This window comes from Thalassoglobus sp., from assembly GCF_048270125.1.
In the GTDB taxonomy this organism is placed as follows: domain Bacteria; phylum Planctomycetota; class Planctomycetia; order Planctomycetales; family Planctomycetaceae; genus Thalassoglobus.
Genome location: NZ_JBLWTN010000002.1, coordinates 170,047 through 182,534 on the forward strand (window position 1 = coordinate 170,047; position 12,488 = coordinate 182,534).

At 50.4% G+C, this 12,488-nt stretch carries 9 protein-coding genes; 5 read left to right on the forward strand and 4 right to left on the reverse strand.

What is annotated here, in order from left to right; genetic code table 11:
* Positions 1-41: 41 nt before the first annotated feature.
* The gene (locus ACN0YR_RS03010; protein WP_417847717.1) at positions 42-1,595 is read left to right on the forward strand and encodes a sulfatase-like hydrolase/transferase; all 1,554 of its coding nucleotides are present in this window, start codon (positions 42-44) and stop codon (positions 1,593-1,595) included.
* A gap of 61 nt (positions 1,596-1,656) precedes the next feature.
* Here ACN0YR_RS03010 and ACN0YR_RS03015 read toward each other — a convergent pair whose 3' ends face one another.
* From ACN0YR_RS03015 to ACN0YR_RS03030, 4 genes are all read right to left on the reverse strand, one after another.
* Positions 1,657-2,145: a hypothetical protein gene (locus ACN0YR_RS03015; protein ID WP_417847718.1), complete on the reverse strand. Its 489-nt coding sequence runs from the start codon at positions 2,143-2,145 to the stop codon at positions 1,657-1,659.
* 188 nt (positions 2,146-2,333) lie between these two features.
* Entirely contained in the window at positions 2,334-3,419 is a 1,086-nt protein-coding gene (locus ACN0YR_RS03020) for a DUF1559 domain-containing protein (protein ID WP_417847719.1), read from the reverse strand.
* Between the two features lie 976 nt (positions 3,420-4,395).
* Positions 4,396-5,358: a ParB/RepB/Spo0J family partition protein gene (locus tag ACN0YR_RS03025; protein WP_417847720.1), complete on the reverse strand. Its 963-nt coding sequence runs from the start codon at positions 5,356-5,358 to the stop codon at positions 4,396-4,398.
* Between the two features lie 234 nt (positions 5,359-5,592).
* The gene (locus tag ACN0YR_RS03030) at positions 5,593-7,182 is read right to left on the reverse strand and encodes an ArnT family glycosyltransferase (RefSeq protein WP_417847721.1); all 1,590 of its coding nucleotides are present in this window, start codon (positions 7,180-7,182) and stop codon (positions 5,593-5,595) included.
* A 396-nt stretch (positions 7,183-7,578) separates the two neighbouring features.
* Here ACN0YR_RS03030 and ACN0YR_RS03035 point away from each other — a divergent pair, with 396 nt between their 5' ends.
* The 4 genes from ACN0YR_RS03035 (at position 7,579) to ACN0YR_RS03050 (ending at position 12,314) form a co-directional block, all read left to right on the forward strand.
* Positions 7,579-8,154: an exonuclease domain-containing protein gene (locus ACN0YR_RS03035; protein ID WP_417848006.1), complete on the forward strand. Its 576-nt coding sequence runs from the start codon at positions 7,579-7,581 to the stop codon at positions 8,152-8,154.
* 123 nt (positions 8,155-8,277) lie between these two features.
* Positions 8,278-9,603: a replication-associated recombination protein A gene (locus ACN0YR_RS03040; protein WP_417847722.1), complete on the forward strand. Its 1,326-nt coding sequence runs from the start codon at positions 8,278-8,280 to the stop codon at positions 9,601-9,603.
* 157 nt (positions 9,604-9,760) lie between these two features.
* Positions 9,761-10,600, forward strand: a complete 840-nt coding sequence (locus tag ACN0YR_RS03045) for a M15 family metallopeptidase (protein ID WP_417847723.1) — start codon at positions 9,761-9,763, stop codon at positions 10,598-10,600.
* Positions 10,601-10,886: 286 nt separating this feature from the next.
* Positions 10,887-12,314, forward strand: coding sequence for a phytoene desaturase family protein (locus tag ACN0YR_RS03050; protein ID WP_145202577.1), 1,428 nt, complete (start codon positions 10,887-10,889; stop codon positions 12,312-12,314).
* Positions 12,315-12,488 lie beyond the last annotated feature (174 nt).

The window sequence follows — 12,488 nt, forward strand, 5'->3', positions numbered from 1 at the left end:
CAATGATCGAAGCGTCCTCTGTCCAAAGAAGGAGATTCAACATGTTCAAGTTCTTTGCCAGGATGCTGTCTGTTGGCTCAGGAGGGCTCAGATGCCGCAGGACTGTCTCCTGTCACTTGCGACACGAATTCACTTCTCTCGCAGTTTCCATTCTTGCAGTCATCTTTGCACAACCCGTTTTGGGAACGGTTCTTCATGCTGAGTCATCCGCCCGTCCAAACATCGTTCTGATCCTGACAGATGATCACGGATATGCTGATCTGTCCTGTCAGAATGAAGTGTCTGATGTCAGGACTCCTCATGTCGATTCGCTCGCTGCGAATGGCGTTCGCATGACTGCCGGATATGTCACCGCTCCGCAGTGTAGTCCTTCTCGGGCAGCTGTGATCACCGGTCGCTATCAACAGCGATTCGGCCTCGATGAAATTTCGCGATGTCCACTTCCACTGGAGGAAGTGACTTTGGCGGAGAGACTGAAGGCTGCGGGATATCGAACAGGGATGGTGGGGAAATGGCATCTTTCGCCCAATGCCGTTTCTGTGCGATGGGCCAAAAAAAATCTTCCGAATTTAAGATTGAATACAAACGGTCGGGTGAATATCCCGCTTGGAAAAACTGTCGAGTATTTTCCTCACGCGCAAGGCTTCGATGAATACTATGCTGGCGAAGTGCAGCAGTATTTTGCGAATTTTGATCCCGGAAAAAACGAATTACTCTCGACGGGAAAATGGAGAAGTGATCGCGGTTACCGTATCGATTTGCAAACGACGGCTGCGACAAATTTTATTGATCGCAATGCTGATCAGCCATTCTTTCTGTACCTCTGTTACTTTGGTCCGCATGTTCCGCTTCAGGCAACTCCTGAATATCTCAAGCGATTTCCGGGGGAAATGAAAGAACGGCGACGCTACGGATTAGCAATGCTGTCAGCGATCGATGATGGCGTCGGTCAGATTCTCTCAGCGTTGCGCAAACATGAAATCGAAGAGAATACACTCATCGTTTTTACCAGCGACAACGGCGCTCCTCTCAAATTGAATATGGAGGATGACCCGATTGGACGCGGTGGACCGATCTGGGATGGTTCTCTGAACACTCCCTGGATTGGTGAAAAGGGAATGCTCTCCGAAGGAGGAATTCGTGTTCCGTTCATTCTGCAATGGAAGAATGTTCTCCCCGCCGACACGGTTTATGAACAGCCAGTTTCCACTCTCGATATCGCAGCGACTGCCATCGCAGCTGCCGGGCAAGCTATCGACAACTCTCTGGATGGGGTCGATTTACTTCCTTACCTGACAGGGGAGAAGAAGACACCTCCACATCAGTCTTTATTTTGGAGGTTTTGGAATCAGTCAGCTGTTCGGTCAGGAAAATGGAAGTACCTGAAAGCAGGGCAAAGTGAGGAGTATCTCTTTGACCTGGATTCCCAAGAACACGAACGGAAAAACGTTCTAAAAGAGCACCCTGATGTTGCCGCAGATCTTGCCACACAATTGAAGAAGTGGTCCGAAGAACTCCGCCCGCCCGGCCTTCCTCGCCACGAAGTGAACGACCAGGAGTCGGCGTGGTTCAAACACTATCTTCAAGCAGACTGACTTGTTTAAACCTCATCTTGAATTGAGTCAGTCCAAGGAGTCCACCGAATTTGAATCTGCTCTAATCGTCCAGAGTCAGGTCGATCACGTTTTTATTGTTTTCTTCGACAACTGCGGTGAGTGTCGAGGTACTTTGTGAGCTGAATTTTTCAGGCAAGATCGGTTTCGGTTTTGCAACTCTCTGGTTTCGACCCGGGTGAATGAGGCCTGGGGGAACGTAATCAGTAGAGTCGGTCTCTGCTACGGCAACCGGTTCTGCAGTAGCTTTTGTTTTAGTCACAGTGATAACTTGCTGACCTGCGACTGCGCCATCATTTGCACTGAAGGTGGTCAACTGATATCTCCCCTGATCGTCTGTTCGACCGAAGGCACTCTTTTCTGAATCCGCATTAAAGAAGACAAGATCAGCGCCAGCAACTGGTTCCCCCTTCCAGGTAAGTTGCCCAGAAACGGGGAAGACTTCTACTTGGTTAGATTTGCTTTTCGAACCACACCCTGCGACAAGAGGAACGATCGCAAAGCTGAGGATGATGGTGAGTATCGATTTCATTTTTCAAGTTCCTGCCGAAAGCAGCGATTTGGTACAAAGAAGCGACTGTGACAACCTCAGTGCAGACGACAAGACGTGACGCTGAAAAGTCTTAATATGATCTAACGCTTGTGTGAGTCTTCTGCCCGTGGAGAGTGATTCATAAGATGAAAAGCACTCTTCACGGACACAAGAAGCACGAAAATATTCTAGAATTCTCCAACGACTTCGCCGCCACTTTTCGTTCCGAGAGCTCCCCACACACCGTACGGGCTTGGAGCTCCAAGTGTTGTTGAAACTCCAAGATTTCCTGTGTCGATGCTGTCGCTGATGAAACGAACCGCTCCGTCAGCCATCAGAACCTGAACGCCTCCGGTGTGGTGGCTACTTGCGGTCATCAGGTTGATAGGTCCGTCAGCGTTGGGGTCTGCGTTGTCGATGCAAGATGGACCATTTGGTGCGATGATTGTTGTGAATGCGACGTTTTCTGGCTGACCGTCTTGCCAGGCATGGCTGAATCGTCCTTTCACGCCTGCACCTGACTGGTAGCGGTCTCCATTTGAAACTGCGGCAGCGGCAGCTAAACAGGCTCCAGGGTTTGAGCTAATGGCTGCCACGTTGGTTAAGATTCCTTCTTTAATTGTCGGGTTCGGATTTCCGTTGATTCCGAAACTCGCCTGAACACGTTCGCTCAGGGCGACGGTGTTGCTTGTTCCGTCAGTAATATGTTGCATTCCGTAAGTTGTGCGGAACGCAAAGAGGCCGTTGACGTTCGTCGCGTCGCGGTTCGCTGCCCCAACATAATCACCCATTGAGAAAGCGTAACTTGAGGTTCCGCGTGATGTCGCAATTCCAGGGTCACTTGGGCATCGGAGACCTGGGATTTGTTTATGCCAAACATTCCAACCACTCCAGGGAGCAGCTCCCCCAGGAGGGACGTTTGGACTTGTTGACGTATCGCCAGCTTCAATCTGATTGTAAAGCGGAGCCTGGTCGAGGAATGGAAGCAATGAGATCATCCCTGAACGGCGGTCGTAGTTCCCGTCCAGTCGCGATGAATCACCTCCGCCGCGAGTTCCACCTTTGCGGTAAACAAATGAGTTGTGAATGTCATGGTAGTTGTGCAGTGCCAATCCAAGTTGCTTGAGATTGTTTTTGCATTGTGTGCGTCGGGCAGCTTCTCGAGCTTGTTGGACTGCGGGTAACAGCAGTGCCACCAAGATTGCGATAATCGCAATCACGACCAGAAGTTCAATCAGTGTAAAGCCACGTTGGCGCGCAGGGCGAGTTTTCATTACGGATCCATAGGTCTGGAAAAGAAGAAATAGAATCAAACGCGGATGCAGGGGAAACCTGCGGTCATCGCGCGATTCGGACAAGAAATTTCACAAAGTCATCAAGGTGAATTACTTAAATCAAGCCATTCTCTTTTGAAGCTCTTCGGTTCACAGTTAACCGTGGCTGAAAAGGGAAGGGAAGTCAGGGGGGGTAGTCTCAAGTCATCTTGAGGGGGGGGACAATAGCTACTTCAGTAACAAGAATTGTTCGTAGATTGAAACATTAAGTCGAGGTGGAAGTTCCGTGGGTACGTTCAAATTTCGCGAATTCTTGCTGGACCTTGAATCCCCATCTATTTAATGCCTCTTTTTCACATTCATACCGCTTTTTCACTCGAAATTCAGGTTGAGGTGAGCCCCTCTTGCTTCTCGTTTGTAGGACAGCTGAAGGCTCGTTTCTGAGAAAGCAGCAGTGACCGGACAGGAGTCTCTCAGAATTGAGTCAACGAGAAGTGCGATAAGCGCAAACCGAAATGGATGAACTCCGATGCGTCGTCGGCGAGAAATTTTCTGTATCAGGAAGAGTTGATGAGTTGCCAGTTTCGGCCTTTGAAGGCTGAGAGGATAAGACGCAGTCGTGTCGTACTTTCAGCAGAGCGAAATGACCAGTTTTGGGTTTGCTCCAGCGGCTGATCGGGCAATGGATCAGGAGAAGAAGCAGTCGATGGAGCGGGGCGCTGGGGAAGCGATGAGTCGCTTCAAGTAGAGATCGTCTCAGCGATGTTCAACGGGATCGCCGGGAAGCCTGCAAGGCTCGATGAACAGCAGGCACTCGCAACAAGACAGAGCGAGAAAGGCTCTGTCTTGTTGGGGCCTTGATTGATTTTGAGGCAGCTTTCAATCGTGAAATGGAGCGATTCGCTTTTGGCGATTCGTCAACGACAGAAAGCAGTTGCACTCAGTGCGATATCCTGAGAGTTGTCAGGTGACTTATTTATGCAGCGGCGCGTCGGACCAGTTTCAGGATGCGTTCAAATTCAACGTTTGATGAAAACGGAATCAGGATCTGGCCTGTGTCTTTGCCTTTGAGTTTGATGTCGACTTTCACGCCAAGCAGGTCACGAAGTTGAGCTTCCAGCGAGCTGACGTGATTCGTCCGGTCGTTGTCTGCTTGAGAAATTGGAATCGTGTCAGCAGCGTCTGCTGTCTCTGCGTCTTTTGCGGCATCGGCAGGAGCGGCGTCTTCTTTGTTCTCTGTCAGCAGTTCTTTGACTGCAGCTTCCGTTTTTCGTACGGAGAGTTTTTCCGACTGGATACGGCCACAGAGAGCAAGCTGGTCAGCTTCTCCCAACGCCAGAAGTGCTCGAGCATGACCGGCGCTAATGCGTTCTGAGTGGAGGGCATTTTTCACTGGGTCTGGCAGGTCGAGCAATCGGAGCATGTTGCTGACTGCCGAACGGCTCATGCTGAGCTGTTTGCCCAACTCTTCAATGCTGCAACTGAACTGGTCAAGGTAGTCCCTGAAGGCCTGTGCTTTCTCCAGATCGTTGAGGTCTTTGCGCTTGAGGTTTTCCTCAAGAGCATATTCGCATGCGGTCTTATCGATCACATCGACGACCCGGCACGGGATGGTTGTTAAGCCTGCTTTCTGTGCAGCTTGCCAACGACGTTCACCCGCGATGAGTTGATAAGATCCCTCAAATTCACGGACAATTACTGGCTGAATGACGCCATGTTCTTTGATACTGGCAGCTAGTTCGCCGAGGGATTCCTGCTCGAACTGCTTCCGTGGCTGAAACGGATTGCGAATGATTTGATTGATGGGGAGATAGCTGAGTTCGCCGATCTCTTTGGCTTCCGCAACCTTTTCGACTGAAGCGGGAGCATTGTTTCCAAGCAGCGCGCTTAAGCCTCGACCAAGACGACGATTTGCAGCGACTTGTTGATCTTCTGACATAGCCAGTCTGTCTCCGTACAGCATCATTTCGAGAGAGCAGCATCCGAGCTGCCATGTGTGGTGAAAAGTTTCAAACCTTTCGAAACCTTCGACACTACTCATTCGGCATGTTGACGCCCGAACCTGAAGACGGGCTCGGATTCCTGCGCAGATGGAGTGGGATTTCAATTCATCGTGGTAAGCTGCGATAGGCAGGAAAACTGAGTGCTGTCTATCGCTTGAAGGGCTTGTCAGTCAGTCTTGAATCACCTTCCATAATTGGATTTTTTGTTCCCGATTTTTCTCAAGTTCCGAAGGAGGGAAGTCGTCCAGCAGCACCAGGTCGCTCGCATGGTAGGGGAACTCTTCAATCAGCGTTGCTCGATCTGTTTCCGTTTTGAGTTCTTGTTGCTCATCAGGAGCATGAGGTCCCAGAACAAGGAACGTGGGTATTCTGGGAGCGTTTGGTATCGGCGTCAGCATCACCAGATTCGATCCCGGTTGAGTGATGAAATTGAACCGATCGCCATCGTCGCTGGCTAAATGGTAGTAGAGCCCCGGTTCACCAATCACATAAATAATCGCGTCGATGTCATTTGGCTGTTTGGTGGTTCGGACGAGGTGTTGAATCTCTTCGACAATTGATTCTGAGATGCGCGCCAGTTGAGTGCGATCCTCGAATGTCGACTCCCCAATTCCTGAGCGTAAGAGGAAGATTAAACAGAGGCCGAGTATGCCACTTCTGAGGACCAGTCGTTTCTTATTCGCAACGACGGCAGCGTTCTCCTTGTGGCATAACAGTGCCTGGAAACCGAGAGAGGAGGCGATGATCAAGCCAATCCATAGCGGCATCAAAAGTCGTGGATAAGGTCGGTAGAGTGGTGTCGTCAGGAGAAGGCCGCCGATCCACGCAGCGATCAACCAAAAACCTAATCGGTCAACTTCCATTTGTTTCCGAAGCCCAGAGAACAAGCCATATCCAGCGAGGAGAAGCGCGAACAGAATCGGTTGCCCCAGTGCCAGGATTGAGACACAGAAGAACAGGACAACCCAGAACCGGTTCGACCATTGCATAGGATTTGCATTGCGATTCCTATGGAACAAAAGGATGGCACAAACTCCACCAACAATTAACAGCCTGGAGTTGAGGCTCTGCACGCTGAAGTGTCTCGTCCAGGAATCCCACCAGCCGCCGAATCCAACGATATAACCGGCATGATTCTGTGCGACTGCCGAGTATCCACCGTGCTCTTGGAGGCTCCATAGACAGGGCAACCAGAAAAGAAACGCCCCGAGAGCGATCACCAGAAATGTTCCCGCGCGAGGCATCCATTCGGAAGTTTTGGGGCGATCAAATAGAACTGAACCGGCCAGTCCAGCCCCGAGAATTGCTAACGGCAGCCAGCCGTTGTATTTCGTCCACCACGCTGCCGCCGTAAACAAGGCTGCACCAAGAATCGCCAGCGTGTTCCGATCTCTCAATGCGAGCAACCCACACCCGACCGCTAAGACCATGAACAGGCAAACAGGAGTGTCAGTCAACGCGGCTCGGCTGTATTGAATCAGGAAATCACTGAACGTTGCTAATGATGCAGCTGCGATGGCTGCTGCATCTCCTGCAATCAATTTTGTCAACCACCAGATGGCAGCGACCAGTGCCGTCCCCAAAACGACATTGACGAACATCACCGTATGCGGATTTCCACCGGAAAAAATGAGAGCCCATTCGAGAATGGCTGGGAATAATGGTGGTGCATAAAGGTGTCGATCGGGGTAACGAAAATCCATATGGCTGGAGAAATAGTTTGATGCATAAACCCCTTCATCAAAATGCTCGATCGACATGTGAGCAGGGGCCGACGCTCGCAACGCAAACGCAATCACAATCAGTCCACCGAGAATCCATCCCCGGGACTGAGTGAATTTTGGCTGCCCTGTTTTTGGCTGATCTGTTGAAGGTGGAGAATCAGGAATGATCGGGAACTTTCAGGAAAAAAAATGAACTCAGTGGATAAATATCGAACGTCACAGATGCGTTTTGGCCCCTTGGTTTGAAGGCTGGGCACAGTTCTTGAAAGTTGGGTACAGTCCAGGCAGGGGAACTTCGCGAAGTGAAAGCTCTGGTAGTATAGAATAATAACGATACGAATTCGTTCTACGAAGCTGATTTCATTCAAGCTCCAGTTCTATTCCCGCAGTTCATTTCGTCGATTCATCCCACCATTCATTTGACTGTAGTTCATTATGGAAATTTACATCAGCACCGACATCGAGACGGATGGTCCTATTCCGGGGCCGCATTCGATGTTGAGCCTTGGGTCGGCAGCTTATCTTCCTGATAAAACGTTAATTTCAACAATTGAGATTAACTTCGAGACCCTTCCCGGAGCGACCGGACACCCGGAAACGATGGAATTCTGGAGCCGGTACAAAAAAGCGTATCAGTACACTCGGGTCGACACGCAATCGCCGGAAGGGGGGATGCAGCAGTATGTTGACTGGGTGGAGGAACTCGAAGGAAAGCCGGTCTTTGTAGCGTATCCAGCTGGCTTCGACTTTCTGTTCGTTTATTGGTATCTCATTAAGTTTGTCGGTCGGAGTCCGTTCTCGCATTCCGCACTCGATATGAAAACATTCGCCATGTCGCTGATGGGCAAAGGCTACCGGGAATCAACCAAAAGAAACATGCCTCGCCATTGGTTTGACAGGCATCCTCACACCCACAAAGCCCTCGACGACGCCATCGAACAGGGAGCGTTGTTTTGTAATATGCTGGCAGATTGGCAAGAGAGGCCTGGCAACTCTAAACTCTTCTGACTCACACCAGTCCGGAACTTGTGGACTGGTCACTTTTCTCAATGTTTGAGTGAAAATTCAAATTTCAGGATCAGTCCTACAAGTCTACTGGCTCCTTGTCTCTTAACTTTAGCCTCATCTGCAATGCCCGGTCTCTTCGATCAACAGGAAAAACAAGCACAAACAAAGGCTCAACCGCTCGCTGCGCGGATGCGACCACGATCGCTGGAGGAGTTCGTTGGCCAACGGCACTTTCTGGGGAAGGGGATGCTCTTGCAGCGAATGTTGCAGGCGGACCGACTAGGATCGATGATTTTCTACGGACCTCCCGGGACCGGAAAGACATCGCTGGGGCAGGTGATCGCGCTTCAGACTCAGTGTCACTTTGCTGTTCTCAATGCTGCCAGTGTTGGAGTGAAGGAACTCCGGACCGAGCTGGAAGCTGCGCGTGATCGACTTTCCCGGGGCGATGGCCGCACGATTCTTTTTGTCGACGAACTTCATCACTTCAACAAAACGCAACAGGATGTGTTGTTGCCAGATGTGGAAGCAGGTGTTGTGAATCTCATTGCAGCGACGACGGCAAACCCATTCTTCTCGTTGGCCTCTGCGTTGATCAGTCGGAGTCAGGTCTTTGAATTCAAGACGATTGACGAAGAGGACATTGCTCAACTTCTTCGGCGCGCACTGGCAGATAAAGAGCGCGGACTTGGAGAAACAGGGGCGAAGGCGACCGACGAAGCGATTGAGTTTCTCGCTGAAATTTGTGATGGAGATGCCCGGCGTGCGCTGACGGCATTCGAGATTGGAGTGCTCTCGCTCGATGAGAATAATAAGGTCTTCAACTTGCAGGTCGCACAGGAGTCGATTCAGAAGAAGGCTGTCCTGTACGATGCCAAAGGGGATCAGCATTACGATGTCGCCAGTGCGTTCATTAAGAGTATTCGTGGAAGTGATCCCGATGCCGCAATCTATTGGTTGGCGCGGATGCTGGTCGCTGGCGAAGATCCGAGATTCATCGCCCGCCGGATCGTGATCTCCGCCTCAGAAGATATCGGAAATGCCGATCCACAGGCATTGGTCATAGCGAACTCAGCTGCGGAGGCGACCGAGCGGGTCGGGATGCCGGAGTGTCGGATTATTTTGTCACAAGCGGTGACATATCTTGCCTCGGCTCCAAAGTCGAACGCGTCATACAAAGCGGTCGATGCCGCCATTGACGATATTGAAAACAATCGTATTGTCCCCGTCCCCACGCATTTGAAGGATGCTCATTATCAAGGGGCCAAAGACCTCGGGCATGGCGAAGGGTATCAATACGCTCACAACAGTGGAGATGGCTGGGTTGACCAAGACTACCTGGGAGTTGAAAAAACATACTACGAACCGGTCGATCGTGGTTATGAAGCAGAGATCAAAAAGCGATTAGACGAATTACGTCAAAGGCGAAGCGGAAGCGATGACGCATAACAGACAGCGTTCAACGTTGTTCAGCGTTTCAGGAAGTTGAAAATGTTCATGTCGAACCAGTCGATACAGAAAAACAGAACTCGGTAGCGAAAAACAGTACTTGTTGGGAAACCCAACTCGACAAGCCATAACAACGTCAGCAAAGGTCGCAATTAATATGTCTCAACTTGATGATTCGGCACGACGGGCCTATTGGACCGAGCAGCTGGAACTTGGCTACGGAATGGTCGAGGAGTTACTCACCTTTCCGGTCGAAGAATGTGGGGAAGGATTTGCATCGATTCCCGATGCCGCTGAAGCTGCGGGCGTGGAGATGCTGTTTTCGGAATCGAAAATTGCAGGTGACCTCGATCGTGTCTTTTTTATTCGCGAAAGCCTCGTGGAAGATGTGATTGCGATCGGTCGGGTGATGAATGATCGTGGCTGGATTCTGAAAGTTGAAGACGGGTTTCGGTCCCGGGAGATGCAGCGAACACTCGTCCGCAAACCGGCTGTCTTCGATTTGGTGTTACAGAAGTGCATCTGGGAAAATGGTGGGGAGATGCCGCCGGTGGAATTCGTCTTCCGCCGAGCGATTGTGCTGGTTGCTAACATTCCGAAAATCGGCACGCATATGTCTGGCTCAGCGATTGATATCTCCGTTTTTCGCAGAGACGACGGCAGCGAAGTTTGGCGTGGAGGACCGTATTTAGAAGTGAGCGAAAAAACGCCGATGCGATCTCCGTTTATTACCGAAGACGAACTTCAGAATCGTCTCTCAATCACGGAAATCATGGAATCGAAAGGCTTCATGCACTTCCCGTACGAGTTCTGGCACTTCAACAAAGGGGATGCCGGAGATCACATTCTGAATAAGAAGCCTGAGCCCGCTCGCTACGGTCCAGTCGATTGGAATCGGGAAACCAACGAAGTCCAGTCGATGGATAATCCAATGGACCCACTCAATCCTCTCGAACAAATCGAAATTGAAATCGCCGCTGCAATGAAACGGTTGTGAAGTCCGGTGACGGCGATTTTTGTCGTTCTGCGTGGGCTCGGCCTCGCCAATCGGTCTCATTGAGTAGAGCGGGGCTGTTTCTTCGCTCGCTGCTCTGACTGGTAAGTGTAGTCTTGTGATCTCGTGTGAGACTGGGTGAGTGAGGCTTAAAAGAGTGAATCTTCGTGTGCGAACGAAAAAAACGTGGAAATGCAGACGTTGTCGAACTGGATGTTCGAAGTGAAATTGTCAATGATGTTGCATGGAAGTCCGCACAAATTAAGAACTATTGATATCTGAACTCCCAATGGCAAAAGATTTTCTTAAAGAGACAAAAGATCGTTACGATGTCATCGTGATCGGTTCGGGACTCGCTGGCCTGACCAGTGCGAATGTTTTGGCCAAGCAGGGCTACTCTGTTTTGCTCCTCGAACATCACTATCAATTGGGAGGCATGGCGACTTGGTTCAAGCGTCGCGGGGGGCATATCTTCGATATTTCTCTGCACGGATTCCCTGTCGGAATGATCAAAAGTTGCCGGAAGTATTGGACACAGGAAATCGCTGAGAGCATTGTTCAGCTCAAAGGAATTCGGTTCGAGAATCCACAGTTTTCACTACGCACGACGTTTGATCGGAAAGACTTCACACGGCTGATCACCGAACAGTTCAATATTCCCTTCGAGACAGTCGACGCCTTTTTCTCCGCGTCTCGAAAGATGAATTTCTTTGATGACCAGCAGATGACAACCGGGGAACTCTTCGAGAAATTCTTCCCGGGCCGCAGCGACGTCGTTCGCATGCTCATGGAACCGATTGCTTACGCAAACGGGTCGACGTTGGAAGACCCGGCAATTACGTACGGAATTGTCTTCAGTAATTTCATGAGCAAAGGGGTCTTCACGTTTCAGGGGGGAACCGACGCGCTCATTAGTAAAATGAGAGAAGAACTCATCGCCAACGGTGTCGACATACGGATTCGGTCGCTCGTGGAGAAAATCGAAGTCAGTCCGGACCGGCAAGTCAAAGCGGTCCATGTGAATGGAAAACGCATCGAGTGCGGGGCGGTGATGTCCAACGCCAACCTCAAAACCACGATTCTTAAACTGGTCGACGAAGAGCATTTTGACAAAGACTATCTGGAAGAAACAAAAGCAGTCCGGTTGAACAACAGTAGTTGTCAGGTTTACATCGGACTGAAGCCGGGTGAAGGATTCGACGATTGCGGGGACTTGCTGTTTCATTCCGAGCACGATGGCTTCGACATCAACGCGATGCTCTCAATGAATGTGAGCAGTCGGACGTTCTCGTTTTACTATCCACAAACTCGACCAGGCTCGGACCGCTGGTTAGTGGTCTCATCGACAAATGCCAACTACAGCGACTGGGCGAAACTGACGGAAGAAGAGTACCAGCACGAAAAAGAAAAACTGTGCGAAGGAACACTCGATTGCCTCGAACAGTACGTTCCTGATATTCGGGAAAAACTGGATTGGATCGAAGCTTCGACTCCGCGGACTTTTGAACATTACACACGTCATGCTCAAGGAGCGAGTTTCGGGACGAAGTTCGAAGGATTGAAAGTCTCGCAAGCGTTGCCTGAGCATATCAACGGTCTGTTCCACGCAGGGTCTGTTGGCATCATCATGTCTGGGTGGCTGGGTGCCGTCAACTACGGAGTGATTGTTGCCAATGAACTCGACAAGTATCTCACTCCATCGTCTGCAACTGTTTGATCAGCTTAACTCACTTAGTGAACTGTTTGGTCAACAGGGCAGCGAACAGTTTTTTTTGATCCAGGCTTCATAAGTTTTCGTTCAATGAAAATAGAACTTTGAATGAAGATGAGAATTCCCCAGTCGACGAATTTTTGATAACGGAATCCCAGCGGACCACACTTGAAGTGTGGA